Here is a 26,375-nt window from a genome sequence, read left to right as displayed (position 1 = left end):
TTATTGAAAAGTAAATTAATGTTCATTAAAATCTGGCTTCTTTTTCTGAAAAACATAAATCAGATAAAAAAGCGCAGGCAGGATAAAAATACTCCCGATCAGTAAGGCATAGGCTAAGGAATCAATTGTTTTGGCCTGCCCCTGATGGGCAAGGAGCGACAATTCCTCCCCATTTTTTAGTAAAACAATGTTTGGAAAGTGGGTATAGGTGGCCGCAAAAAGGATCATGGTTACCTGAAAACCCGCAAGCAGACGTAAAACTGCCGGTTTATCCTTATCTATGGTAAACCACATGACCAACAAGGAAATACTGGCCGAACTAATGGCCAGCAAGCCCAGTGGATGGCCAAATATCCATTTCCAGACTGGAATCTGTTCACTATAGGCCGCTATAAAAACCAGGGCCCCGGCAAACATAACTGCAAATACGCTACGTTTGGCCTTTCGGATAAACAGCGCCCGGTCTGCCGCATTATCCGTTTGCCCAATAATAAAAATCGCCGCCAGATACCCACAAATGCTCACTGTAAACAGGCCTACGCTAAGGGAAAACCAGCTGAGCCAGCTAAACACATAAGCAGAAAGGAAATCTGTTGCCTGCAGGTCTATTTGTCCGGATACCGAGCTCGCCGCAATGATGCCCAGAAAAAAGGGTGTAATCAGACTGGAATAGATAAAAATGGAGGTATACAATTTCTGCATATTGTCCTTTACCGCATCGTAATTGCGGAACACAAAGGCTGTACCCCTGGCAATAATACCCAGCAACATGCAAACCAGCGGAATGTGCAGATAAACCGACACGGTGGTGTATATTTTCGGAAATCCGACAAACAAGATGACAATGGCAATAATGAGCCACATGTGGTTCGCTTCCCATACCGGGCCAATGGCCTGATACATGGTTTTTCGGGCCCTGGACCGGTTTGGCCTGGAGGTAAACAGCTCAATGATCCCTGCTCCGAAATCGGCACCGCCCAACAACACATATAAGAGTATCGCAGTCCATAAAAAGGCAATTACAACATATACCATAGCTTAATCATTTTGTGGTTTAACTTCAGAATCATACAACCTGCCCACCATGGCAATTTGACGGTAGAGCAAAAAGGTAACAATCAGGGAAAGCGAAATATAAACCGCCGTAAACAGGTAAAAAGAATAACGGATACCCGGCATGGGCGTAACGGCATCTGCGGTTCTCATAATGCCATTAATGATCCAGGGCTGACGCCCCACTTCTGTAACCGTCCATCCGGCTTCCAGTGCAATAAAACCCAATGGGGTGGCTATTACAAATAATTTCAGCAGCCACCTGCCGCGGAGCCATTGTTTCTTTTTCCATAAGGCGATAAAATAAAGCAATGCCAGGCCCAGCATGGCCATGCCCAGGCCAACCATCACCTGGAAGGCATAATGAGTTACTGCTACCGGCGGCTGGTCGGCAACTGGAATTTTATCCAGACCGGTCACCTCGGTATTAAAATCGCCATGCGCCATAAAACTCAACAATCCAGGAATTTTAAGGGCGTATTTAACTTCTTTAGCTGCAGTATCCGGAATCCCCCCAATAATCAGTGCAGCATTTTTTTCGGTGTGGAAATGGGCTTCCATGGCTGCAAGTTTGGCCGGCTGCCGTCTGGCAACATCCTTGGCAGAAATGTCGCCACTTAAGGGCTGCAGACAAGCTGCAACTGTCGCAAATACAGCCGCAATTTTAAAAGCTTTACTATGGAACAGGACGTTCCGTTTCCTTAGGATCATCAGGGCATGTACACCTGCCACTGCAAAACCCGTAGACACAAATGCCGCAACACACATGTGCAGGGCCTGGGAAAACCAGGCCTCATTGAACATGGCTTTAATCGGGTCAATATTTAAATAAGCACCATTTACGTAATCAAAACCCGAAGGGCTGTTCATCCAGGAATTCGCTGCCACCACCAGTATCCCTGAAATGAGCCCGCTTACCCCGACCACGACCCCTGTTGCCCAGTGAAACCAGGGATGAATCCTTTTCCAGCCATACAGGTAAAAACCCAGGGCTATGGCCTCTATAAAAAAAGCAGTTCCCTCCAGGGAAAAGGGCATTCCAAAAATAGGCCCCGCATGTTCCATGAATTTTGGCCAGAGCAAGCCCAGTTCAAATGACAATACTGTTCCTGATACGGCCCCGGTTGCAAAAAATATAGCCACCCCTTTACTCCAGGCTTTGGTTACATCCAGATAAACCGCCTTACCGGTTTTTAACCAGATAAAGTGCGCTACTGTCATAAAAAATGGCATTACCATTCCTATACAGGCAAAAACAATATGAAAACCGAGGGAAAAGGCCATTTGGAGCCGGGCAGCCAGAAAATCATCCATAGGGGCAAGAATTTAGTTTACAATTTAAGAAAGAAAAAATGGTCAGAAGACCGGTTTTGGTCTTTCTTAGCTTGCTCACAAATTTAATTGTAATTGCACAGCAACCATAAAAGTCCGGGAATTAATTGCTGACTGAATGTAATTTTATTTGAACAAGGCATGCCGGTGATTTATTTACCGGCCCTTTTTTTTCTCCTCAAAATATATCTTACCAGTATGATGATCATCACAAGGACCACCATACCCAATAACAGTTCGGTTTTATTTAAGGAGATGTCTTCCATATTTGAACAACATCCACCCTGCTTATTTGTTTGAAAATGAAGGCTTAAAGAAAACAAACAATAGCCCCTGCTCCTTTGTAATAAGAACATGATTTATGATCAACCCCTTTACTGGCTTTTTATTTTAGCCATCCCCGTGGCCTGTATGGCCTGGACAGTTACCCATGAAGAGGTTTTCAGGGAGCCCAGGGAATATTTTATAAAAAGGTCCAGGGAATCAAAATCCCTGCTGCAGCGGAAATTTTTCTACCTGTTTACCTGTGAATATTGTTTCAGCCATTATGTCACCATTCTGATCCTGTTGCTTACGGATTACCACTTGTACCTCAGCGACTGGAGGGGCTATATCCTGGCAGGTTTTTCACTGGTCTGGATTGCAAACATTTACATGAGTTTATACAACATCGTTCGCATTGACCTCAAAAAGGAAAAGATCATTGCCAGTAAGGAAGAAAAATCGATGAAAGAAGAAGAAGAAGACAAATCAAAGTAACGGTACAATTTTTGTCCGTCTAAGTCCTAAAAAACCTTATATTTTGTTTAAAAAAGGAACACTAGTATTTACAGACGGGCTTAAGCTGCATGAGGGTGCAGGTTTAAGTGCCCCCTATTTTACGGCCAGGGCTATAGTGGTTGCCCAATCCGGAGATCAGTATCATGGAAGCATTGAAGAACTTCCGGTCAGTGACCTGATCTTAAAACAATCCAGTTTTCTTTATGATGGTGTCAACACCAGGGAAGCACATAAACTGTATACCTGGCCCCGCAACCTTGGGGACCATAAAGCCTGGGCAGAAAGTAAAAAAGCTTTTCTGGAGCAGCATGTGATGCACTTTCCCCTGCAGATCCGGGCCGTTGAGCAGGAGCACCACCTGACCTGGGAATTCATCACTCCCGAGCAATTTAAAAAAATGCCAGCAGGAATCACTTACGATGAGGCTTTCAGGGATTTCTATGAACATCCGGGAAATTATTTCTTTTTAAGGAAAGAACGGAATGACCCGGTTTAAAACTTTTTTTTTCGGTCTTATACAATAAAACCATTATTTACCCGTCTATATATTTGAGAGCGTTAATTTAAACGGGGGTGTTTCGGACGGAACATCCCCGTTTCCTTTAAGGTCTTTTTTATAACCGGTTTATCTTTAACCGGCTGAAGCCAAAAGCACACAACAGCAGCAAAGCCACCATACCCGCCCATAAAACATTGTACCCCATTTTTTCTGCCACATAAAACCCCGTTGTAGGGCCAATGACCTGGGCAAAAGAAGAACTCAGGGTATAACCGGCAGCATATTGCCCACGGTTAAATTCGTTGCTCCTGCTGATGACAAAAGTATTTATAAAGGGAAGGGACAACATCTCTCCAAAAGTAAAAAAGACCATAGCCACCAGGGCCAGGATTACCGGAAGTGATTTGGGTATCAAAAACAAGGCAAAAGAAGCCCCGACCAGCAACACCCCCGCCACGATATAATGGACAAGAGACCTTTTGTTTTCTATTTTACTGATCATCACCATTTCAAAAAGGGCAATGATAATTCCGTTCAGGCCAAGGATCATCCCGATAACGGATTCATCCATATGCCATACTTCCTTAAAAAACAGAGGAACGACCCGAAACATCAAAAAGAAAAAAGTAAAAAACAGGGTTGTGAGCAAGATAAACCTCACAAACAGGCGGTCCTCCCAGGGTTTGGCCACAACAAGCCCTTTTGTTTTTTCCTTAACCGCTTTCCGGTAGCCTTTTACAGCTGGTAAAAAAGCCAGAATGGCTATACCACAAAGTATACTTACAGTGCCATCCACAATAAACAGCAGCTGGTAATTATAGGAAGCAATGATCCCTCCTATACTGCTGCCCACTGCCCAACCCAGGTTTGTGGCCAGGCGGTTCAAAGAATAAGAACGGGTTTCTTTGCCTGGTTTGGCATAAGAAGCAATTGCCGTAAAATTGGCCGGTCTGAAGGCATCCGAAAAAAAGCTAATGACCAGGGTTAAAAAACAAAGGGTTTCAAAATGCTTAATGGTCGAGAAAAAAATAAAAAAAGCACCTCCGGCCATCGTACTGAAAATCTGTACAGCCCTGAAACCAAATACATCGGTAAATTTCCCACCAGCGGTAGCCCCCAGAATAGAGCCTATTCCAAAAATGGTAATGATGAGCCCTGCATCGGAAGTTGGACGGTGAAGGTACTGCGTTACATAGAGGCTCATAAAAGGTACGGCCATGTAACTGCTCCGGTTAATGAGCATCACAATGCTCAATAACCAGGTTTCACGACTTAATCCAGTAAAAGACGCTTTGTAAGTGGTAATAATTTGTTTGAACATTATAAAATGGCCGCTGCTGCTGCCCCAATCAAAGTCGCTTTTTCGTTTAACAATGATTTTCTGACCGGAAAACTATAGCCCATCATTTCTGCAAGGTTTCTTCTGGTGTCGTCCAGAAAATATTGCTCCGCATTGGAAATGTTTCCTCCGATCACAGAAGCCAAAGGCATTTTTTTCCGGATAAACTTATAAAGAAAAGCGGCCAGGTTCTGACTGAACTCGGCAAAGACCTCTTTAAATTCAGGCGTGCCTGCATATTTTTCGACCAGTTCCCGAACATCTTTAATGGTGTTTCCGCTGAGTTCAAAATACCTTTTGATGAACCACCTGGTAGACAGGTAATCTTCTGCTATTCCTTTATTGAAAGGCATTTTCCAAAAATCGGCATCTTTAGCCTGCCCGTTTACATAATGTGCAGTGCCCAATCCTGTTCCAAGGGTCAGGCCTATGGCATGGTCATAACCATTCATACTGCCGGTAAATACTTCACCCTGTAAAAAACAGGCCGCATCATTCATAAAATGAATTGCAGATGTGTTGATGTTTAACCGATCTGCCAGCATGTCTTTTATATTTTTACCATACAGGGAGCGGTATTTGTCCTGGTTTTTGATCAGACTAACCCCCTTTTTATAGGCAAAAGGGCCCGGCATTGCGATATGAATCTGACTAACCTCGCCTGCATAAGCACTTGTTACCTTTGCGATACTTTCGGTCCAGGCATCCATGACTTCATTAATTGTGCCCCGGCCATTTACCCGATCCCTCACCCATGTACCTTCCACTTCTTTTTTCAGATCAAGATCAATCAGGGCGGCAGTAATATGGGATCCGCCGATATCAATTCCCATTACAATTCTTTCCATGTACATCAAATATAATTCTTTTCATTTGCTCCGCAAGAGCCAAAACCCATATGGGTTCAACGAATCAAAATCAGATTGCAATAATACATGAAAAAGTAAATAAAATTAGTCCAATGCTTTAAACTTTTATTAAATTCCGCAATTTCTTTTCGTAAGATTTTTAAACCACAGAATCCCGAAAAAATCTTATTTTTAAATGTTAATAGTCCTGTTTAACCCACCGGAAAGATAAATGGATATATCTGAAGAAGTCTACAAGGATATTTTTTACAAAAGCCCGGTAGCAAAACTGATCCTGAAACCAGATGCACCTCATTGCACCATTCTGGATGCCAATGAAGCCTATCTTTCTTTGGTCCAGCGCAAAAGGGAATCCCTGGTCGGACAATCTGTTTCGATAATGAACCCCCCGGCCGCGGTTCTGGATTCTATTTGCAGGGCCATAGAAAGCAAAGAACCTCAGACCCTGGAACATTTCCGTTATGACCTGCCCACACCTGGGACGGATACTTTGGAAGAAAGATACTGGAGCTGTCTGAATACCCCGGTAATGGATGCCCGGGGCGAGCTGAACTTTCTGATCCATACCCCCAGGGACATCACAGAAAGCCACCGGTTGCTAGAAAGGGAAAAAGCAGGGGTGCAAGCGCTTAAAAACCAGCGCAAACAACTGTACTCCATTTTTATGCAGGCCCCTGTTGGTATTGCCATATTCAAAGGCGCAGATTTCAGGGTAGACCTGATTAACCCCACTCTTTGTGAAATATATGGAAAGTCGCCAAAGGAAATGATAGACCAACCTGTATTTGAGGTGCTGTTTACTGCCAGAAGAGGGCATATGGAAAAAGCACTTCACCAGGTGATGGAAAGTGGTAAAACAGTTGAATTTCTGGGCATGGAAGTTCCGCTGATCCGTAAAGGTTTACTGGAGAAAGTTTACATAGATTTTGTGTACGAACCCTTTTTTGAAAAGGACCACGGCATTAGCGGGGTTATTGTGGTGGCCACCGAAGTCACCGAACAGGTCAATGCCATGCGTAAGCTGGAAGAAGCCGAAGAAAGGGCCAGACTGGCGGCCGATGCGGTGGACATGGGCATTTTTGACCTGAACCTGTTGTCGGGCGAAATGGTTACCTCTGAACGCTTTGCCAATATTTTTGGTTTTGAAAAACCGGTATCCCGCGATGAATACTTTTCGGTTTATTATCCGCAGGACCTGAAAATCAGAAGCAGGGCCTATGAGAAAGCCATTGTGACCGGCGTTATGTTTTACGAAGCCCGGATCGTCTGGTCTGATCAGTCCCTGCGCTGGATAAGAGCAGAAGGCAAAGTGATTTATGACAAAGAACAGAATCCGCTAAGGCTACTGGGTACTTTACTTGACATTACAGAACAAAAAAGGTCGAAGGAAGAACAGCAAAAATTGATTTCACTGGTGAACAACAGTGCGGATCTGATGTCCGTCATGAGCCTGGAGGGCTTTAACACTTATATTAATGCCTCGGGCATGCAGCTTTTGGGCATGGATTCGGCCCAGCAAATGCTAAAAACACCACTATCAGAACTTCACAGTGCCGAGGAGCTCAATTTTGTACAGCAAACCATTTTGCCTGAAGTTTTTAAAGAAGGGAAATGGGCCGGAAAATTAATTGTCAGAAATGTTAAAACCAAGGAGCTGATTCCTGTATACAATTACTGCATCCGGATAGACGACATTGTAACCGGACAACCCATAGCCATTGGCGCCATTATGAGGGATATGCGGCCAGAACTGAAAGCCAAACAAGCGCTTGAAGATAGTGAGCTGCAACTCAGAAGCATCACTACCGCATCCCCTACGGCCCTATGGATGTCCGATGCCAATGGAGAGATCACTTATGTAAACCAGAGCTGGCTCGACTGGAGCGGGCAAAGCCTGCAAGAGAACCTTGGCAGAGGCTGGACTTCCGTAATTTTTCCGGAGGACCGCCGGCAGGTATTGAAGAAGTTCCAGAACGATACCAATTTAAGACATCAGTATGAGGTAGAATTCCGGATCAACCATGCAGACGGGACACCACACTGGTGCGTTGCCGCCGGACAGCCCCAACACAATGCACAGGGAGTTTTTATGGGTTATATTGGTTCCTGTACAGACATCACCGAACAAAAAGAACTGCAACACCAGAAAGACAATTTTATCGGTATTGCCAGCCACGAGTTAAAGACCCCGGTGACCAGCATTAAAGCCTATACCCAGGTGCTGGAAAAAATGCTGCGCAAAAAAGGAGATGAAAAAGAAGCCGACATGATCCGGAAAATGGATTTGCAGCTCAACCGTCTGGTCATTCTGATCGGGGACCTTTTGGATGTAACCAAAATGAATACAGGTAAACTTCCGCTGAACAACCAGGCCTTTAACCTGAACCAGGTGATCAGCAACCTGGCAGAGGATATCCAGCGAACCACCGAAAATCATGTCCTGGAAACCAACCTTAAAACAATACCTGCAGTATTTGGGGATAAAGACCGGATAGAACAGGTCGTGATCAACCTGATTACCAATGCCATTAAATATTCACCCCATGCAAAAAAAATCATCATCCATTCTCAGCAGATGGATGATGAAGTTATTGTGTGTATCCAGGATTTTGGCGTTGGCATTTCCCCGCAAAACCTTCCAAAAGTTTTTGAACAGTTTTACCGGGTAAGCGGTGAAATGCAACATACTTTTCCCGGACTTGGCCTGGGCCTTTATATTTCATCGGAAATTATTAAACGTTCCGGTGGCAGGATCTGGGTAAATAGTACAGAGGGAAAAGGTTCCTCCTTTTACTTTGCAGTGCCTGTTGCAAAATCATCTGCCTCTTCCCCTGTACTGTGACCTGGGTATTTTTAATTCCAGCCTCCGCCCAGGGAACGGTACAGCTCAATCATGGAATTTAAACGCGCTGTTTTCAGGGTTGCCACATCCAGTTCGCTTTGTAAAAGGTTTCCCTGTGCGGTAATGACCTCCAGGTAATTGGCCATTCCGTTTCTAAATAAAAGGTTTGCATTTTTCACGGCTTTTTGCAGGGTCTCTACTCTTGTACTGGCGATGCGGTATTGTTGCTGCAGTTTCTCTTGTTTAATCAGTTCATCTGAAACTTCTCCTACGGCATTCAGAACCGATTGTCTGAACTGTAATACTGCTTTTTCTCTTTCTACTTTGGCAATTTCAAACTGAGTTCTTAACTCTTTGCGCTGAAATATAGGCTGGGCAATCCCGCCTGTTACCAAACCAAATAAAGAAGCTGGTACATTGAACCAGTTGCTGGCTTTAAAAGAATTTAAACCACCACTGGCAGTAATAGTTAAAGAAGGGTACATACTGGCTTTGCTTACACCCACCTTCGCATTGGCAATGGAAAGTCCAAGCTCAGAAGCTTTGACATCAGGTCTTCTGCTTACCATGGCCGAAGGGACACCCACGGCAAGGTTGTCTCCAACTTCCATTTGGTCCAGACTGCGTTTTCTTTCTATGGCAGAAGGCAGTTTTCCGGTTAAAATGCGCAAGGCATTTTCCTGTATCCCTACATTTTGCTCCAGCTGGGGAACCAGTTGCGCAGCAACGGTTTGTTGTGCCTCTGCCTGCTGTATAGCCAGGGAGGTCACTTGTCCGGCATCGAACTGCATGTGTATGATGCGCAAGGTACTGTCATTTAAAGCCAGGTTCTTTTTAGCGATGAGCAGTTGGGCATCCAGCATTAGCAAATTGTAATAACCCTAGGCTACATTGGCAACCAAACGGGTCTGTACTGCTTTTTTTGCTTCATTCGTTTGAAGATAAGTCGCCAGGGCGGCCTGTTTCTGACTTCTGATTTTTCCCCAGATGTCTGCTTCCCAGCTTAAGCCAAGATTGGCATTATAATCTTCCACATGACTGGTCTTTAAGAACTGACTGGTACTCAAACCATTCAAACTGTTGTCAGAAGGCCTGTTGGAATTCGCTGTCACCTGAAAGTTCAGCGAAGGTATATTTCCCAGTTTAGATTGTTTGAACAACAGTTCTGAACTCTCTATATTTTTCACCGCAATTTGCAGGTCGTAGTTTCTGGCAAGTGCCGTATCGACAAGCTCCTGCAGCTCTGCTTCCCGGATAAATTGTTTTACAGGCAATGCTGCAATACTGGAGGTATCCGACCCCGTAGCCCCCCTGAAAGCTTCAGGGGTGGCCGATTTGGGTACAGGAATATCTTTTGAAACCTTACAAGCGCTTAAAAAAGCGACCAGTGCTAAAAAAGCATATGGATTTATATATTTTTTCATTTGATTTTCTTTGTGATTAATTGTTTTGCAATTCAAGTTGTTCTGCTTCGAGGGCCTGTCCGTTTTTGCCGGTTTTATCCTCCCTGTTCAGCACGGCCAGTGGTAAGCCTGTAAACCTTTCCTGCAAATGCTGAAAAATCACAAACAATACCGGAATGATGAACAATCCTAAAACAACTCCGGAAACCATACCCCCTGCTGCACCAATACTGATGGAGTGGTTACCTTGAGCAGATGGACCGGTGGCAATACTCATCGGAAACAAACCGAATACAAAAGCCAGGGAAGTCATGATGATTGGACGGATCCTTAGTCTGGCAGCCTCTATTGCTGCTTCTACCAGGCCAGCTCCGGCCTTACGCCTTTGGACAGCAAACTCCACAATCAAGATGGCATTTTTTGCCAATAACCCAATAAGCATAATCAATGCGACCTGAACATAAATGTTATTTTCAATGCCAGTTAAACCCAGTACCACAAACACACCAAATACACCTGTAGGAATAGAAAGTATAACGGCCAATGGCAGGATATAGCTCTCGTACTGCGCGGATAGTAAGAAATAAACAAACACCAAACAAAGTAGAAATATCACGGTTGACTGCCCACCTGAAGAAATTTCCTCACGTGTTTGTCCAGAGAATTCATAAGAAAACCCAGTAGGCAATTCTTCTTTAGCCGTTTCCTGTATAGCTTTAATGGCATCACCAGAGCTGTAACCCGGTTTAGGGATAGCATTTACCTCGATAGAGTTAAACAGGTTATAACGCGAAGCCGTTTCTGAGCCATAAACGCGGGTTAATTTAACAAGCGTATTGATTGGCACACTTTCTCCGGCCTTGTTTTTAACAAACACACGATCAATACTTGCAGGATCAGTTCTGTCGGCAATATCAGCCTGAACAACCACCCGATAGTATTTACCAAAGCGGTTAAAGTCTGAGGCCTGCGCAGTACCAAAAAAAGTCTGCATCGTTTGTAAAATGTCTTTGACACTTACGCCCAGCTGATCCGCCTTTTCGTTGTCAACATCCAGCTGCAACTGAGGATAATCTGCTTTATAAGAAGTAAAGGCAAAAGCAATTGCCGGTTTCGCCATTAACTTTCCTATAAAGTTATTCGCTACACCACTAAATTTATCCAACCTTCCATTCGTTTTATCCTGTAGGGTCACATTCATGGCCTCAACGTTACTAAATCCTGGAACGGTTGGAAAACTAAATACAAAGAAGGTACCGGCAGATATGGCCGCCATTTTAGCTCTTACTATATTTTGTATATCGTCGATATTTTTTACCGCCCCTCTTTGGTCATTTGGTTTTAACAATAAGAAAATCTGACCAGCTGAAGGGCTGTTTGATGCGGTTAAGAAGTTATAACCCGCCAGCGACATCACAAATCTTGCTGATGGCATAGCCCTCAACTCTTTTTCAGCTTGTTTTAATATTTCGTTCGTCTTACTTAATGAAGTTCCTGATGGACTGGCAACAGCAATAGCGACAAAACCTTGATCTTCTGTAGGAATAAAGCCCGTTTTTGTTCTGTTTACAAGGAAAATTGTAAGAACAACGATCAATGCAAGCCCGCCCATGCTCACCCATTTATTACGGATAAGGATTTTTAAGCCGCCAATATATCTTCTGGTCATATAATTAAACCCACCATTAAAGCCCGCATAAAACTTCTCAACAAAACCTTTTTTGGGTGCATCGTGACCATTTTCTGCATGTTTATTCTTTAAAAATAAGGCCGCTAAAGCAGGGCTTAAAGTTAAAGCGTTTACCGCTGATATAATAATGGCTATAGCCATGGTTAAGGCAAACTGTTTGTAAAATATACCTGTGGAGCCAGTCATAAAACTAACCGGTAAAAATACCGCCGCCATGACCAACGTAATCGATATAATTGCCCCTGTAATTTCATTCATCGCCTCGGTAGTTGCCGCTTTGGGCGTAAGTGTCGGGTTTTCCTCCATTTTGGCATGCACCGCTTCGACCACCACAATTGCATCATCCACCACAATACCAATGGCCAGTACCAGGGCAAACAGCGTTAAAAGATTAACCGAGAATCCGAAGAGATTCATGAAGAAGAAAGTACCAATAATCGCAACCGGAACTGCTATCGCCGGGATCAAGGTAGACCTGAAATCCTGGAGGAATATAAATACAACAATAAATACCAGGATAAAGGCTTCCACCAAAGTATGCTCAACCTGGTTAATAGATTCATCAAGATCGGTTTTAGTCCGGTAAAACTGATTGGATTTAATGCCCGCAGGGAAATCTTTTGAAAGTTTTTCCATCAGCTTATCAATGGCAATCTGGATTTCGTTGGCATTTGATCCTGATAATTGTATGATACCAATGGTAATTCCATCGTGTCCGTTTAAGCGGTTTACGCTGCTATAACTATAAGCACCCAATTCAACACGCGCTACATCTTTTAAACGCAATACAGAACCATCTGAATTGGAACGGATAGCAATATTCTGATATTCCTCGGGTTTAGTAAGCTTACCTCTATATTTAATTACATACTCAAATGCCTCATTACTCCGTTCACCAAGTCTACCTGGTGCTGCCTCCAGGTTTTTGTCCTGAATAGCACTGATTACTTCATTAGGTGTAATTTTATAAGTTGCCAATTGACTCGGATTTAACCAGATACGCATGGAGTAATCTTTAATACCACCAAATACACTGGCAGAACCTACACCCGGGATACGTTTGAGTTCAGGAATGATATTGATCTGTGCATAGTTATTTACAAAAACTGCATCGTATTTTTTTGGATCCTCTGAGTAAACACCTATTGCACCAATAAAGCTATTTTGCTGTTTAGTAGTCGTTATACCATATTGTACAACCTCTGCAGGCAATTGGCTCGTTGCTTGTGAAACACGATTTTGCACATTCACAGCAGCCTGATCGGGATTGGTACCTTGTTTAAAGTAAACTGTGATACCCAATGTACCATCATTACTGGCAGTAGAGGTCATGTAGGTCATATCCTCCACACCATTAATCGCCTCTTCGAGGGAGGGGGTCACCGAACGTAAAATAGTTTCGGCATTAGCACCCGGGTAAACAGCAGTTACCAATACCGACGGCGGTGCGATATTAGGAAACCGCTCTAAGGGTAACTTTGTTAAGCCAAGTATACCAACTATCACCAATAATATGGAGATAACAGTTGAAAGTACGGGCCTTTCTATAAATTTTTGAAACATGACTTTTAAACTTTAAGTTTTGTATTATTTTTTTGTTCTCACAACAGCTACTTTTTCCGTTGCCTTTTGAGGCTGGATCACCATGCCTTCCTGTAATTTATCAATGCCGCTTAACACAATCTGGTCGCCAACTTTTACACCGTCTTTAACCAAATAATTTCCGCCGGCTTTACCAATAATAGTAATGGCTTGTTTTTTCACCTTACTGCTGTCACCTACGGTAAATACAAATACTTTATCCTGCATATCAATGGTAGCCGATTCTGGTACGACCAGGGCATCGTTGTGTTTCAGGCTCAGGCGGATTTTACCAGTATTACCAGACCTGATCAAACCCTGAGGATTTGGGAAACTGGCCCTTACGGTAATGGCACCTGTATTTTTATCAAACTGACCATCAATTACATCAATTTTACCTGGTTTGGCATATTCTGTATTGTCAGCTAAAAGAAGGGTCACTGCCGGAAGCTGTTTCAGCTTATCTTTTAAGGTCTGACCAGGATACTGGTCTTTAAAGTTTACAAAATCCTTTTCACCAAGGGAAAAATACACATGAACATCATGAACATCAGATAATTGAGTCAATGCCTCTGCATCGGCCGGACCAACAAGGCTTCCCTGTTTTTTCTGCAAACGGCCAATATAACCGCTTACCGGTGCTTTGATTAAAGTATAACCCAAATTGATAGAGGCTGTAGAGACATTTGCCTTCGCCTGTTCAATATTTGCCTTGGCTGCCTGGGCTGTTGCTTTAGCCGATTTCAGCTGGAAGTCGGAAATGACCTTGTTTTGTACAAGCGGTGTCAAACGCTCCACTTCAAGCTGTGCATTGATCAGCGCGGCTTCAGCAGCATGCTGGGCGGCCAGTGCATTGTTTAAAGCGGCACGGAAAGGCTGCTCATTGATTTTAAAAATAGGCTGGCCTGCATTGACAAAAGCGCCTTCGTCTAGAAAAACTTTATCGAGGCTTCCGCTTACCTGAGGACGTACCTCTACGTTCACGACCCCTTCAATAGAAGCCGGGTATTCCTGGAAAGTTGTTTCTGTACCAGACACGACACTTGCTACCGGCAAAGATGGCGGCGGAGGTGCTACAGGTGCAGTATTTTTATTTGAACAAGCCAGTAAAAAGAGAAATGAGAGTAAAATTAACGGTTTCATAACATGAGTAGGTGATTTAACAGCGTTAAGTGACAGGGTACTAAAAGGAGGATATTTCATTTTGATTAAGATTTACAATTTACATTAAACACAAACGATCTAACAGTGTTAGATTTTAAAGTACAGACAGGATTATATTTCATTCATTTGAGATTTAGACTTATTTTATAACGGGTATAATCGATTTAACAGTGTTAGATTCTAAGGCAAAAAATTTTTAATCGTTGATGAACCTGATGATACCCTTGAGTGCATCTCTGAGGATATGCTGGTTCATTTCTTCATTGGTCCCTTTTTGAACAAGGTTGATTGAAATCAGTCCATGAACAATTGACCAAAACGTATAATACTTTCTACAGATCAGATCCTCGTCGGCAACGACTTTTGTAATTAGTTTTCCAATGATCTCACCATACATTCTGCTCACACGTTCTGCTTCTGGCAAGGCTTTTTTCACCTCACAGCAGATCATCTCTACGCCAAACATGATCTGGTAAAACTCTTTATATTCGAAAGCAAAGTCCCAGTAAGCAATCCACATGGCTTCCATCTGGTCGGCAGGAAGCTCATAGGCATTTCTTGCCGCTTCCACTTTTGATCCCAGAAGAACGTAGCCCCTGCGGGTCAGTTCCAGAAGAATTCCTTCTTTGTTTGCAAAGTATTCGTAAATGATCGGAGCCGTATACTCAATTGCATCCGCAATTTTACGCATACTCAGCGCCTGCCATCCCTCCTCCTGTGCAATCTGAAGTGCAGCATCAAGGATGTTGTTTCGGGTGTCCTCCTTAAGACGCTGAATTCTTTCTTTACTTCCCATTGGTTTTAAAATTGGTGTAAATAATTTAACACTGTTAAGCAAATGTAGAAACTTCCTGGGAAATGGATCATCATCCATTTGTCAAAATGGAATTATAGGCCTTAAAAGCAATTTAAAGACCTATTTTTCTGTTTCATGTTTTTTTGGAAAATTAAATATAAGGGAACTCAGCACCGGAACAGCAAAAATGGTTACGGTTAAAATGGAAATAAAAAGGTCGGCATGCTCCCCTTCGAGTACATGCGCCAGAAAACTGTCCGGCATAAAATGGCTCAGTACCGAAGAACTTAATTTTAAGCCCAGAATACCGATCACAATAAAAGCAACGGATTCCAGAAAAGTAAATTTTTCCATGAGCTTTACAAAACCCTGGGCCACAAACCGCATGGCCAGAATGCCAATAAACACCCCAATATAAATAAGATAAATATGATTGGTAAAAGCAACTGCTGCAAAGACATTGTCAATCGAAAAGGCCAGGTCCATAATTTCTACCAGGGCAACCGTTGCCCAAAAGTTTCCGATTAAACCAACTGTAGAACGATAAAACCAGCTTTTTTTCTTATCAATGGCCTCATGCTCTTCTATCTTTTGCTTTTTTATTTTTTTTACAAAATAGTTAATGCAAAGATACAGCAGGTAAATACCGCCCAGGGGCTTAAGCCACCAGATCTGTACCAGCCAGGCGGCAAGCAGCAAACAAATCCCCCTGAATACATAAGCACCGATAATCCCATATTTTAACGCTTTTTTCCGTTGCTGGGCAGGCAAATCCATCACCATTGTGGCCAGAACTGCCGCATTATCAACCGAAAGGAGACTTTCAATAACGATCAGGTTTAAAATAATCAGCAGGCCGGCCTGTATGTCCTCACCTAAAATCGTATGCAAAAAGTCCATGTATGTAGAGATTAAATGTATAGGCGCCCGAAAGCATATGGGCTTCCATTCCTATAGCGGCTATAAAGATAATGCCAAAGCTGTTAAAACTTTAAATTTCTGCAAACTTATTCCATCCTGCTCAGGCAGAGATTTGCCGGAAAGATTTTGGGGTACCTTGCATTTGCCTGCGAAAGAAGATGTTAAAATTGGCAGGATATTCAAAACCAAGACAATAAGCGATCTGTGAAACATTCCATTCTGTATGTTTCAACAGCGCCACGGCCTCACTTGCAATTCTTTTTGCAATATGTTCTGAGGTTGTTTTTCCCGTAACTTCTTTAACGGCATGGTTCAAGTGGTTCACATGAACAGAAAGTTTGGCTGCAAAATCATTTGCAGTTTTTAATTCCAGTACATGATCTGTTGAGCCTATAGGAAATTGTCTTTCCAGCAGCTCCATAAACAGGGCCGATAAGCGGACAGAGGCATTGCTGTGTTTGATTTCCTCGCAAACCGGCTGTACTTTTAAAGCTTCGTGCACCACCAGGTTGATGTAATTTCTAATCAGGTCGTATTTATGCATATACTCCCCGTTCATTTCGTCCATCATTTTCAAAAACAGCGCCATAAACACTTTTTCCTGCGCTTCATCTATAAAGATCAATGGGTTCGCATGGATTTTATACAGCAGGGACTCCCGGATGCTTTCATTCCGGTTGCGCATAAAGTTTTCTGTAAACAAACAGAAATAACCGCCCTGGGTTTCCGAAGTTCCTTCCCAGGCATAAGGAATATTGGGGTTGGTAAACAGCAATGCCCTTCCCTTCACTTCTATTCTTTCATTGGGAAAATGCAGCACCCCACAACCAATAATGAGGGAAATTTTGTAAAAGTCCCTCCTGTTGTAAGGTGAAGGATTTGCAGAACAATAAACAGATCTTTTAAACACATTAAAATGCCCAAGGTCATTTACCATTCCAAGACTTGGTATAATGACCTCCGGCTGGTTAATTTTCAGTCTGTTGTAAAAATCCTCAAGGGATTCACTTTTAATTACACTGTAAATTTCCTGATTCCTGCCTGGCATAGTTAGATATATAGAAGTATATGTATAAAGTTAAGATTTTATTTTTGTCCCATCCCGCATTTCTTCAGTCGGTTCTGTCACAAATTCATCACCTGCATTCAGGTTTCCAAAAATCTCTACCTTATCATCGGCCTCCCTGCCCTTTTTAACCGCCACTTTTTCGGTTTTTCCATCTTTTACCCGGACCACAAAAATACCTTCACTGGTATCCAAAATTGATTTTTTTGGTACAATAAAGGTTTCGCCGTTTGCCGGAAGCGGAATGTTAACCTCTGCAACCATACCTGGTAATAATTTTTTATCCAGGTTTGGCACATCCATTTCAACTTTTTCAGAACGCAGGCGCAGGTCGAGCGCACCGGCCAAACGTTTTACATCGGCCTTGAAAGTCTGGCTTGGAAGAGATTTTACGGTAAAACTAACCTGGTGCCCGTTTTTCAGGTAACCGGTATAAGCTTCGGGAATGGCAATCGCCAAACGCAACCTTTTTTGTTCCTGCAAAGTGAAAAGCGGAAATTCCGACCCTTTACCAGAAGGGCCAACATAAGCGCCCAAATTGACATTTCTGGCCGTAATGATCCCATTAAAAGGGGCCCGGATTTCCAGGTAATCCTGTATGGCACCCAGTTCTTTCAAAGAGGCTTTTGCCGCTTCAAACTGAGCCAAATCGGAGTTCTTTCTGGCCATGGCCTGGTCGAGGTCATTTTTGGAAATGGTACCCGGGGTTTTGCTGGTTTCGTAAAGCCGGTCGTAATTGGCTTTACTGGCGGCATAAATTGCTTCCTGCGATTTTAAACGCGACTGAGCGGCCGAAATCTGGGACGTCATTTCGGGCGCCTCCAGGGTCATCAGGAGCTGACCTTTACGTACCTCAGAGCCAATATCTGCTTTTAGCGTTTTTACAAAACTGCTCACCTTGGCATACAGGTCTACCTGCTGATAGGCAATCAGCTCACCAGGTAAATTCAGGGCGGTGGACAACTGCTGCTTTTCCAGTTTAAAGGTCGCCACCGGGGCTGCCTTGGCTGTTTTTGCTTCTTCCTTACTGGCGGAAGCCGAACAGCCATGAAGCACCACTGCAAGGGCCAAACCACTTAGGATTAAACTTCCGTGAAATATCTTTGTTCTCATTTGTATCAAATTTAAAAATCTTTATAATTAATCTTTCAAGCCTTTAATGTAATGTTTGCTTTCCTGGTCTTCTGGGTCCAGTGAAATGGACTGGGTAGAAACTTTGCCCTGTACCCATGCAAAAACAAGTGGTAAAATAACCAGTACCGCAAATGTAGAAGCCACCAGCCCCCCAATTACGGCCCTCCCCAGCGGAGAAACCTGTCCACCACCTTCTCCATGTCCGATGGCCATTGGAAGCATACCGGCAACCATGGCCACACTGGTCATGATAATGGGTCTGAGCCTTAAGGCAGCAGCTTCTTTTGCCGATTCCAAAGCATTCCCATTGTGCCGCCTTAAATGCTCTGCATTGGTGATCAGCAGGACGGCATTGGCAATGGAAACCCCTACAGACATAATGATCCCCATATAAGACTGCAGGTTCAATGTAGATCCGGTAAGGGTCAGCAACAGCAATGAACCCAGTACCACCGCAGGCACTGTAGCCAAAATAACCAGGGGAACTTTAAAGGACTGGAAGTTGGCCGAAAGCATTAAAAAGATCACCACAATGGCTACAAAAAGACCCGATTGCAAACTGCTTAAAGTTTCGGTGAGTACTTTGGATAAACCTACGGTTTGAATGATCACCCCTCTAGGTGGTTCTCCAACCGCTTTAATGGCCTGCTGGACATCTTTGGTCGCCGCGCCAAGATCTTTATTGTTTAAATTGGCTGTAACCGAAATAAAAGGTGTTGCCCCGACATTGTCATTTTCACCATAGGTGGTGTCTGGTGTAATGGTGGCCACATCGCTCAATACCGGTCTGGAGTTGTTTTTCAACAAAGGAATTTCCCCAATGTCGTCTTTGGATTTCATCTGGTTAAAAGGAACCTGTACCTGAACATTATAGGTCAAACCGACCTTTTCGTCCATCCATACGTTTTTATCCGTATAGCGGGAAGAAGAAGTAGAAGCCACCAGGGACCTGGATACATCGTTCATGTCCACACCGAGTTGTGCTGCCCTTACCCTGTCAATATTGATGTTCATAGAAGGATATTTGATGGGCTGGGCAATCTGTATGTCCCTGAGGTATTTTATTTTTTGCAGTTCAGCCATCACTTTATTGGCATAAACCTCATTAATTTTTTTGTTTTTACCTGCAATTCTGACTTCTATTGGTGTCGGAGAACCCTGGCTAAGTACTTTATCGGTCAATTCAATCGGTTCAAAAGAAAGTTTCAGGTCAGGTGAAAGTTCTTTGATCCGGTGTCTGAGTTTGTCCTTAAACTCGTCCATATCGACCTCATAGTCTTTTAAACCAATTTGGAAAACCGCCTCATGAGGGCCTGCCATCCACAAATAAATGGGGTTTACAGAGAACAAGGCCGGGTGCTGGCCTACATAGACCGAGGTAATGGAAATGTGCTCAGGACCAACCATTTTCTTTAATTCCGAAAGGATCAGCTGGGCTTTTTCTTCGGTGCGTTCCAGACGCGTTCCGTCGGGGGCTTTCATTCTCAGCTGAAACTGGCTGGAATTGACCCTTGGAAGTACATCCCTTCCAATATTGGTCAGCAGCAATACAGCCGCTCCGGTGATCACCACCAGGTAAATGACCACCACCAGTTTACGATGCGGCAATAAACGGTTTAAAAACCGCATAAAACGGTTCCTGAACCTTTCAAACAAACTGATCTTGCCGTCCTTGTTAAAATCTTCCCTTTCGACCAGCACTTTTTTCTGGTTCATTGTGTCGTGTTCGGACTCCAGACTCAAACCGGTTTCACGGAAAACAGCTTCATCTTCTGTCATTCCCTTAGGCTGTTTTTTTACTTTATGCGGATGGGCAACCATGAGCCAGTTGGCCATAATGGGCACAAAGGTTTGCGAAAGGAAAAAGGACACCACCATAGAAAAACCAATGGCCAAAGCCAGAGGCAAAAACAGGGCGCCCGGAATTCCACTCATGGTAAAGGCAGGGGCAAATACAGCCAGGATACACAACAGGATCAGCAATTTCGGAAAGGCAATTTCCTTACAGGCATCCCATATGGCCAGTGCCTTGGGTTTGCCCATATCAAAATGCTGGTGGATGTTTTCTATCGTTACCGTAGATTCATCGACCAGGATCCCTATGGCCAGTGCCAGACCACTTAAGGACATGATGTTAATGGTTTGTCCAAAGAGTTTTAAAAATAAAACCCCCGCTATAATAGAAGTTGGAATGGTCAGAATAACAATTAAAGCTGCGCGCTTGTCACCCAAAAACAAAAGCACCATTAAACCGGTCAGTATGGCTCCAATAGCCCCTTCACTGATCAGACTTTTTACCGCATTGATTACATATACAGACTGGTCAAACTCGTAAGACAGTTTCACATCTTCAGGAAGGGTATTCTGGATTAAGGGAAGGTTCTTTTTGAGGCCTTTCACCACATCCCAGGTAGAAGCATCTCCCGATTTGGCGATACTCACATACACCGAACGTTTCCCATTGATCAGCGCATAACCATTGGTGGCATCAGCACCATCCTTAACCACAGCAATATCTTTCAGATAAAGATTTTGTACTGCCCCTTTAAACAAAGGAATGTCTTCAAAATCTTTAATTTTCCGGATGGTATAATTTGTTGGTGTAATGTAGTTTTTGTTCCCGATCCTCACGTTACCCGAAGGGGCGGTTTGGTTGTTTACCCGAATGGCTTCGACCACCTGGTCTACGGTCATGTTGTGCGAACGCATTAAATTCGGGTCCACATTGATCTCAATGGTCCGCGGGCTACCCCCAAAAGGTGCCGGGGCGAGCAAACCTGGAATGGCCGTAAAGGAAGAACGGACGTAAATATTGGCCATATCCTGCAGTTCGTTATTGGAACGGGTTGGACTGCTGAGGACCAGTTGCCCGATGGGCAGGGAAGAAGCATCAAAACGAATAATAAAAGGAGGCTGGGAACCTGGCGGGAAAATGGCCTGGGCCCGGTTGGAGAGCGCACTGAGTTCCGAAGCCGCCTGGGCCATATTGGTCCCTTCATAATAGGTTAGCTTCATGAGCATTAAACCCTGCACATTTTTAGTTTCTATGCTTTTGATCCCATTGGCGAACAACAGGATGTTGATGTATTGTTTACCAAAGTAAGCCTCCATCTGTGTTGGCGTATAACCACCAAAAGGATGGGCAATATAGATTACCGGCAAATTCATCTTTGGCAGGATATCGACTTTAATGTCGCTTATGGCCCCGATTCCAAAAAAGAACAACCCGGCAACCAGTACCAGAATAGATATTGGTTTTCTAAGTGCGAAACGTATTAAATTCATTTAGTGTATAGGTTAAAATTCGTTTATAAACAGATCAAAATTGCCCAGCGCTGCAGATTTTAGCAACAAGGCCTGCCATACATTGTTGTAAGCAATGTCACGGTCTGTTTCTGCCCTGTTCAGGGTGTATAAAGCCTGGGTTAAATCTACAATGGTGGTAAGGCCATTTTTGTATAAAGTGCTTTTTTGCAGGTAAGCATCCGAAGCCGCTTTTACCTGCACAGGTGCTTCCTTATAATTGTCAATTGCATTTTTAAGCTTCGTATCCGAGAGGAGCAGCTGAGCCTGTAATTGTTTATCGATCAGTTCATATTCATCTTCCATAGCCCTGGAAATGTATTGCTGGGCCCTCACCTGGGGTTGTGTTTTGGCAATGGTGGTTAAATTCCAGACCAGCCCCAGCCCGACCAGGTAATTTCCCCGGGTTGGGTTAATCCCATCGGCATAACTTTGGGTAAAAGCAGTTTGGTTCTGGGCATAAGCCGAACTGAAACCAGAGCCCTTGCCCTGCATAACGCCAAACAATGAAAAAGTAGGGTAATAAGATCTTTTAAAAAGGTTCACCTGTTCGTTGCTCAGGTTTACCCGGTCTTTATAGAATTTTAAAAGGGGATGGTTATTTTTCAGAATGGTATCTGCACCATATTGGGCCGGCACGCGGGTAATAGAAGCTGTATCCAGGGTAAATGCCGTGGCATTAACGCCCATGAGCACCCCCAGTTTGTTGGCCTGCTCCTGCTGCAGGTCTATGGCCCTTGTTAAAGCAATTCTGGCGCTGGAAACCTCTGCTTTGGCAAAGGAAGAATCTACCCCGGCAATTAAACCGTTTTTGGCCCGCAATACCGCCGTACTCTGAAAAATCAGGGCCCGTTGCAGGTTTCTTTCCTGTGAACGGGTCAGGCGCTGGGCAGCCAGCAAATTTAAATATGCAGCGGAAACCTTAATTTCCTGCTGGAACCTTTCCTGTTCCAGGTCTTTCTGGTCACGGCTTAAAACGGCCCTGGCTACTTTTACCCTTTCTTTGATCCGGCCAAAAGTGAAAAAGTCCCAATTAACATTGGCCAGATACAATGCACCAAAGGCTGCATTCCAGTTTTGTTTGTCCAAAGCAGGCCCCGAAGAAGCCACGGCTAATCCACCGAGTCCATAAGAAGGACCGTTCTGTCCGTTTATGGTTCCATAGTCCTGCTGTGCAGAAAGGCTCAGGTTGGGCAGATAGTCCCTTTTGCTTTGTTTCAGTGATTCCTCGGAAGCATGGACATAATTGCCTTTTGCCTTTAAAAGATCATAATTAGTTAATGCGGTATTTACCGCATCTTTTAATTTAAGGTCCTGGGCTTTGACGGCACAGGTAAAGAGCAACAGAAAATAAATTGAAAAGAGAAAAATTAGTTTTACGCTACGCATAGTGTGTTTATTACACCGCAAATTTATCCCAAGGGTATAAATTCAAAGTATTTACTTCAAATCAATTATTATGAGAATCAAATAATTTCCGGTAACCTTAAGTCTTGACTTTTCTATTACAATTAGGGGGACAGATTTTAACAGCTATTTTTTGCTTATGCTTAATTTTATGGCGATATGAGAGATCTGGAGAAAAAAGAAGACCTTACCCTACTGGTTCATGCCTTTTATGCCGGGGCACTGGAAGACGAGCTGATTGGCCCGGTTTTTAAAGTGTCGGATTTTTCCTTGCAGGAACATATTCCGGTAATGGTTTCCTTTTGGGAAACGATTTTACTGGATGCACAAAGCTATAGTGGCAACCCTATAAAAAAACACAAAGCGCTGCATGAGCTTGTACCCTTACAGGCGGTGCATTTTGAACGCTGGTTAGCACTATGGAAAAAAACCATCGCTGAAAATTTTAAGGGTCCCAAAGCAGACCTGGCCATTAGCAGGGCCAGCTCTATTGCCGGGGTCATGCAGGCCAAACTTGCCGGCCCGTTTTAGTCATCGCTGTTTCCTAAATTGCTAAAGTTTTATTGTGCCCTGTTATATTAAATTCCTTAACGTATTTTAGTAGAAAAAACAAAACAATGAAACGGATCTTAAAATCAACGCTACTCCTACTGGTAGCCTTATCCCTGAATGCAGAAGTAGAAGCACAGGGTGTAAAAATTCCGCAGGCCAGCAGCGGACAAAGCCTTACCCAGGATTTTGGTTTAGGTAAAATCACTTTAACCTACTCCCGTCCAAATACCAAAGGCAGAAAAATTTTTGGTGGCCTGGAAATGTATGACCAGGTATGGCGTACAGGTGCAAACAGTGCAACCACTATTAAATTTACAGATGATGTTACTTTCGAAGGCAAAGCAGTACCAGCCGGTGAATACGAATTGTTTACCATACCCGGTAAAAACGAATGGACAGTGATCCTAAGTAAAATGACCAAACAATGGGGTGCTTATGAATACAAAGAAGATCAGGACTTTTTAAGGGTTAAAGTAAAACCTGTTGCCTTGCAAAACAAAGTAGAAACCTTTACCATACAGTTTGCCAATGTTTATCCGACCAAAGCACAATTACTGTTGCAATGGGAAAACACCTCGGTGAGCGTAAACCTGACCACCGATGTGGATACCAAAGTAATGGCCAGTATAGATGAGGCCATGAAGGGTGAGAAAAAACCTTACTTTTCAGCCGCCCAATATTACTATGAAAATGGAAAAGACCTGAAAAAAGCACTGGAATGGATGAATGCTGCTGAAGCAGCTGATGCCAAAGGTCCGTGGATCAGGTTATGGAAAGGCCGTATCCAGTTAAAAATGGGAGATAAAAAAGGTGCTGCTGCAAGCGCAGAAGCAGGCATCAAACTGGCCAAAGAAGCTAAAATAGATGAATATGTAAGGCTCAACAGTGCTTTACTTGCAGAAGCCCAAAAATAGGCTTGTCTGTATTCAAAAAAGAAAGGCCTGCTTAAGCAGGCCTTTCTTTTTTGAATAGCTTTTGTAGAGCAAACGACAATAAAACCACCAGCAGGCAGCCAATTACATTGAGCCACAAATAAGCCACTACTTTATAATAGCCACATATGCACACTGCAAGTTCAGTGAGCAGTGCCGCAATAAAAACTGCCCTTCCACCAACCTGTTTCAGGTAAAAAGCCACCAGGAAAACCCCCAGAATGGTTCCATAAATGTAGGAACCCAATATGTTTACCGCCTCAATGAGGTTTCCGATTTTACTGGCATACAGGGCCATTAAAATACAAATGACACCCCAAAAAACTGTAGCCCATCTGGATGCCTGCAGGTACTGCTGGTCTGAGCCGTCCTTTTTGATGAGCCTTTTATAAATGTCTATTACTGTGGTAGAAGCCAGTGAATTTAAAGCACTGGCCGTAGAGCCCATAGAAGCTAAAAATATAATGGCAATCAGCAAACCAATGAGCCCGGTGGGCAAGTATTTGGTCACAAAGCTTAAGAAAATGTAATTGTTGTCATTTACATCTGCCTTGGGATCATTTTTCAACATCAGCCCGGTTGTTTTCTCACGAATGCTTTTGGCTTTTTCGTCTGCCTGTTTTAAAGCCAGGCGCTGCCGGTCAATTCCGGCTTGGTCTTTTGCATCCAAAGCCCTATCCAGTTTGGCCAGTTCCTGTTGTTTTTCAGTAAATGCCTGGTCATATTCGCTTTTGATTTCATTGAGTTCCTTTTTATAACTGCTGTTTTCGAGCTTGTTCAATTCAAAACTGTTGAAAAAAACCGGAGGTTTATTGTACTGGTAAAATGCAAAAACCAATACCCCGATCAGTAAAATTAAAAACTGCATGGGAATTTTAACCAGGCCGTTCATAAGCAGTCCCATGCGGCTTTGCCCTACCGATGCCCCAGTCAGGTAGCGGCCAACCTGGCTCTGGTCGGTCCCAAAATAGGAAAGCTGCAGAAAAAATCCACCAATCAAACCACTCCAAACCGTGTATTGGTTGTTCCAGTCGAACTTAAAATCAATGGCATTGGTTCTGCCCATTTTACCCGCAATGCTAATGGCCTTACCAAAACCCACACCCTCGGGCAACAACTGCACAACCACTACACCTGCTGCAAACAAACCACAGAAAATAATGCTCATTTGCAGCATCTGCGTATAGGAAACGGCCTTTGTACCTCCATAAACTGTATAAAAAATAACAAGCCCACCAATAAACAAAGTGGTATAAACCGTATTTATATTTAAAATGGTAGACAGAATAATAGAGGGGGCGTAAATGGTAATGCCTGTGGAAAGGCCACGCTGTACCAAAAACAAAAAGGCGGTAAGTGCCCTGGTTTTAAGATCAAAACGCTGTTCCAGGTATTCATAGGCCGTATACACCTTTAAACGGTGAAATATGGGAACAAAAGTAATACAAAGCACAATCATGGCCAGGGGAAGACCAAAATAGAACTGGACAAAACTCATTCCCGAAGAATAAGCCAGGCCCGGGGCTGAAAGAAAAGTAATGGCACTGGCCTGAGTGGCCATGACCGATAAACAGACACTATACCAGGGCATAGACTGGTTCCCCAGTAAATAACCCTGTATGTTCTGGGCACCGCGGCTTTTATAAATACCGTAAAGTACAATGACCAGCAGGGTGATGATCAATACGGCCCAATCAATACTGCTCATTCAA

Annotated in this window: 20 protein-coding genes; 5 read left to right on the top strand and 15 right to left on the bottom strand. The window is 43.5% G+C overall.

Features of this window, described 5'->3' with window-relative positions; translation table 11 throughout:
- Positions 1 to 15: 15 nt before the first annotated feature.
- Together B0O44_RS23440 and B0O44_RS23435 are read right to left on the bottom strand one after the other, a co-directional pair.
- Positions 16 to 1,035, bottom strand: coding sequence for a cytochrome d ubiquinol oxidase subunit II (locus tag B0O44_RS23440; RefSeq protein WP_110834536.1), 1,020 nt, complete (start codon positions 1,033 to 1,035; stop codon positions 16 to 18).
- Positions 1,036 to 1,038: 3 nt separating this feature from the next.
- Positions 1,039 to 2,367 carry a cytochrome ubiquinol oxidase subunit I gene (locus tag B0O44_RS23435; protein ID WP_110834535.1) on the bottom strand — a complete coding sequence of 443 codons (1,329 nt, stop codon included), beginning with the start codon at positions 2,365 to 2,367 and terminating at the stop codon, positions 1,039 to 1,041.
- 372 nt (positions 2,368 to 2,739) lie between these two features.
- On the opposite strand from B0O44_RS23435, the gene B0O44_RS23430 reads away from it, so the two are divergent.
- Both B0O44_RS23430 and B0O44_RS23425 read left to right on the top strand, forming a co-directional pair.
- The gene (locus B0O44_RS23430) at positions 2,740 to 3,144 is read left to right on the top strand and encodes a hypothetical protein (protein ID WP_110834534.1); all 405 of its coding nucleotides are present in this window, start codon (positions 2,740 to 2,742) and stop codon (positions 3,142 to 3,144) included.
- Positions 3,145 to 3,187: 43 nt separating this feature from the next.
- Complete coding sequence (locus B0O44_RS23425; RefSeq protein WP_110834533.1) at positions 3,188 to 3,661, top strand: hypothetical protein; 474 nt, start codon at positions 3,188 to 3,190, stop codon at positions 3,659 to 3,661.
- A 118-nt stretch (positions 3,662 to 3,779) separates the two neighbouring features.
- Here B0O44_RS23425 and B0O44_RS23420 read toward each other — a convergent pair whose 3' ends face one another.
- The gene (locus B0O44_RS23420; RefSeq protein WP_110834532.1) at positions 3,780 to 4,985 is read right to left on the bottom strand and encodes an MFS transporter; all 1,206 of its coding nucleotides are present in this window, start codon (positions 4,983 to 4,985) and stop codon (positions 3,780 to 3,782) included.
- The gene (locus tag B0O44_RS23415; protein ID WP_170123398.1) at positions 4,985 to 5,851 is read right to left on the bottom strand and encodes an ROK family protein; all 867 of its coding nucleotides are present in this window, start codon (positions 5,849 to 5,851) and stop codon (positions 4,985 to 4,987) included. The genes B0O44_RS23420 and B0O44_RS23415 overlap by 1 nt, the downstream gene beginning before the upstream one ends.
- A 232-nt stretch (positions 5,852 to 6,083) precedes the next feature.
- Here B0O44_RS23415 and B0O44_RS23410 point away from each other — a divergent pair, with 232 nt between their 5' ends.
- Positions 6,084 to 8,714, top strand: a complete 2,631-nt coding sequence (locus B0O44_RS23410) for a PAS domain S-box protein (RefSeq protein WP_110834530.1) — start codon at positions 6,084 to 6,086, stop codon at positions 8,712 to 8,714.
- An 11-nt stretch (positions 8,715 to 8,725) separates the two neighbouring features.
- Here B0O44_RS23410 and B0O44_RS25370 read toward each other — a convergent pair whose 3' ends face one another.
- The 10 genes from B0O44_RS25370 to B0O44_RS23365 form a co-directional block, all read right to left on the bottom strand.
- A complete protein-coding gene (locus B0O44_RS25370) occupies positions 8,726 to 9,577 on the bottom strand; it encodes a TolC family protein (protein WP_394340878.1) in 852 nt (283 codons plus the stop codon).
- 18 nt (positions 9,578 to 9,595) lie between these two features.
- Positions 9,596 to 10,138 carry a TolC family protein gene (locus B0O44_RS25365; protein WP_394340877.1) on the bottom strand — a complete coding sequence of 181 codons (543 nt, stop codon included), beginning with the start codon at positions 10,136 to 10,138 and terminating at the stop codon, positions 9,596 to 9,598.
- Between the two features lie 16 nt (positions 10,139 to 10,154).
- Positions 10,155 to 13,370: an efflux RND transporter permease subunit gene (locus tag B0O44_RS23400; RefSeq protein WP_110834529.1), complete on the bottom strand. Its 3,216-nt coding sequence runs from the start codon at positions 13,368 to 13,370 to the stop codon at positions 10,155 to 10,157.
- Between the two features lie 24 nt (positions 13,371 to 13,394).
- Entirely contained in the window at positions 13,395 to 14,531 is a 1,137-nt protein-coding gene (locus B0O44_RS23395; RefSeq protein ID WP_110834665.1) for an efflux RND transporter periplasmic adaptor subunit, read from the bottom strand.
- A gap of 217 nt (positions 14,532 to 14,748) precedes the next feature.
- Positions 14,749 to 15,348: a TetR/AcrR family transcriptional regulator gene (locus B0O44_RS23390; RefSeq protein ID WP_110834664.1), complete on the bottom strand. Its 600-nt coding sequence runs from the start codon at positions 15,346 to 15,348 to the stop codon at positions 14,749 to 14,751.
- 120 nt (positions 15,349 to 15,468) lie between these two features.
- Positions 15,469 to 16,248, bottom strand: coding sequence for a TerC family protein (locus B0O44_RS23385; RefSeq protein WP_110834528.1), 780 nt, complete (start codon positions 16,246 to 16,248; stop codon positions 15,469 to 15,471).
- A gap of 121 nt (positions 16,249 to 16,369) precedes the next feature.
- Entirely contained in the window at positions 16,370 to 17,317 is a 948-nt protein-coding gene (locus B0O44_RS23380) for a helix-turn-helix domain-containing protein (RefSeq protein WP_110834527.1), read from the bottom strand.
- 30 nt (positions 17,318 to 17,347) lie between these two features.
- Positions 17,348 to 18,448, bottom strand: a complete 1,101-nt coding sequence (locus B0O44_RS23375; RefSeq protein ID WP_110834526.1) for an efflux RND transporter periplasmic adaptor subunit — start codon at positions 18,446 to 18,448, stop codon at positions 17,348 to 17,350.
- A 27-nt stretch (positions 18,449 to 18,475) separates the two neighbouring features.
- Positions 18,476 to 21,754: an efflux RND transporter permease subunit gene (locus B0O44_RS23370; protein WP_110834525.1), complete on the bottom strand. Its 3,279-nt coding sequence runs from the start codon at positions 21,752 to 21,754 to the stop codon at positions 18,476 to 18,478.
- Positions 21,755 to 21,766: 12 nt separating this feature from the next.
- Positions 21,767 to 23,161: a TolC family protein gene (locus B0O44_RS23365; RefSeq protein WP_110834524.1), complete on the bottom strand. Its 1,395-nt coding sequence runs from the start codon at positions 23,159 to 23,161 to the stop codon at positions 21,767 to 21,769.
- A gap of 177 nt (positions 23,162 to 23,338) precedes the next feature.
- On the opposite strand from B0O44_RS23365, the gene B0O44_RS23360 reads away from it, so the two are divergent.
- Together B0O44_RS23360 and B0O44_RS23355 are read left to right on the top strand one after the other, a co-directional pair.
- Positions 23,339 to 23,710: a group III truncated hemoglobin gene (locus tag B0O44_RS23360; RefSeq protein ID WP_110834523.1), complete on the top strand. Its 372-nt coding sequence runs from the start codon at positions 23,339 to 23,341 to the stop codon at positions 23,708 to 23,710.
- A gap of 86 nt (positions 23,711 to 23,796) precedes the next feature.
- Positions 23,797 to 24,645, top strand: a complete 849-nt coding sequence (locus B0O44_RS23355; RefSeq protein ID WP_211321444.1) for a DUF2911 domain-containing protein — start codon at positions 23,797 to 23,799, stop codon at positions 24,643 to 24,645.
- Between the two features lie 31 nt (positions 24,646 to 24,676).
- On the opposite strand, the gene B0O44_RS23350 is transcribed toward B0O44_RS23355, so the two are convergent.
- Complete coding sequence (locus tag B0O44_RS23350) at positions 24,677 to 26,371, bottom strand: sodium:solute symporter (protein ID WP_110834522.1); 1,695 nt, start codon at positions 26,369 to 26,371, stop codon at positions 24,677 to 24,679.
- Positions 26,372 to 26,375: the final 4 nt, after the last annotated feature.

The sequence above is a fragment of the Pedobacter nutrimenti genome (genome assembly GCF_003208655.1).
GTDB classification, from domain to species: Bacteria; Bacteroidota; Bacteroidia; order Sphingobacteriales; family Sphingobacteriaceae; genus Pedobacter; species Pedobacter nutrimenti.
Note: the sequence above shows the minus strand (reverse complement) of the source record. Positions and strands in the feature narration are given on the sequence as shown.

Coding starts and splice junctions, on each gene's coding strand:
- B0O44_RS23440 (WP_110834536.1), bottom strand. CDS start 1,035: ATGGTATATGTTGTAATTGCCTTTTTATGGACTGCGATACTCTTATAT.
- B0O44_RS23435 (WP_110834535.1), bottom strand. CDS start 2,367: ATGGATGATTTTCTGGCTGCCCGGCTCCAAATGGCCTTTTCCCTCGGT.
- B0O44_RS23430 (WP_110834534.1), top strand. CDS start 2,740: ATGATTTATGATCAACCCCTTTACTGGCTTTTTATTTTAGCCATCCCC.
- B0O44_RS23420 (WP_110834532.1), bottom strand. CDS start 4,985: ATGTTCAAACAAATTATTACCACTTACAAAGCGTCTTTTACTGGATTA.
- B0O44_RS23415 (WP_170123398.1), bottom strand. CDS start 5,851: ATGGAAAGAATTGTAATGGGAATTGATATCGGCGGATCCCATATTACT.
- B0O44_RS23410 (WP_110834530.1), top strand. CDS start 6,084: ATGGATATATCTGAAGAAGTCTACAAGGATATTTTTTACAAAAGCCCG.
- B0O44_RS25370 (WP_394340878.1), bottom strand. CDS start 9,577: ATGCTGGATGCCCAACTGCTCATCGCTAAAAAGAACCTGGCTTTAAAT.
- B0O44_RS25365 (WP_394340877.1), bottom strand. CDS start 10,138: ATGAAAAAATATATAAATCCATATGCTTTTTTAGCACTGGTCGCTTTT.
- B0O44_RS23400 (WP_110834529.1), bottom strand. CDS start 13,370: ATGTTTCAAAAATTTATAGAAAGGCCCGTACTTTCAACTGTTATCTCC.
- B0O44_RS23395 (WP_110834665.1), bottom strand. CDS start 14,531: ATGAAACCGTTAATTTTACTCTCATTTCTCTTTTTACTGGCTTGTTCA.
- B0O44_RS23390 (WP_110834664.1), bottom strand. CDS start 15,348: ATGGGAAGTAAAGAAAGAATTCAGCGTCTTAAGGAGGACACCCGAAAC.
- B0O44_RS23385 (WP_110834528.1), bottom strand. CDS start 16,248: ATGGACTTTTTGCATACGATTTTAGGTGAGGACATACAGGCCGGCCTG.
- B0O44_RS23380 (WP_110834527.1), bottom strand. CDS start 17,317: ATGCCAGGCAGGAATCAGGAAATTTACAGTGTAATTAAAAGTGAATCC.
- B0O44_RS23375 (WP_110834526.1), bottom strand. CDS start 18,448: ATGAGAACAAAGATATTTCACGGAAGTTTAATCCTAAGTGGTTTGGCC.
- B0O44_RS23370 (WP_110834525.1), bottom strand. CDS start 21,754: ATGAATTTAATACGTTTCGCACTTAGAAAACCAATATCTATTCTGGTA.
- B0O44_RS23365 (WP_110834524.1), bottom strand. CDS start 23,161: ATGCGTAGCGTAAAACTAATTTTTCTCTTTTCAATTTATTTTCTGTTG.
- B0O44_RS23360 (WP_110834523.1), top strand. CDS start 23,339: ATGAGAGATCTGGAGAAAAAAGAAGACCTTACCCTACTGGTTCATGCC.
- B0O44_RS23355 (WP_211321444.1), top strand. CDS start 23,797: ATGAAACGGATCTTAAAATCAACGCTACTCCTACTGGTAGCCTTATCC.
- B0O44_RS23350 (WP_110834522.1), bottom strand. CDS start 26,371: ATGAGCAGTATTGATTGGGCCGTATTGATCATCACCCTGCTGGTCATT.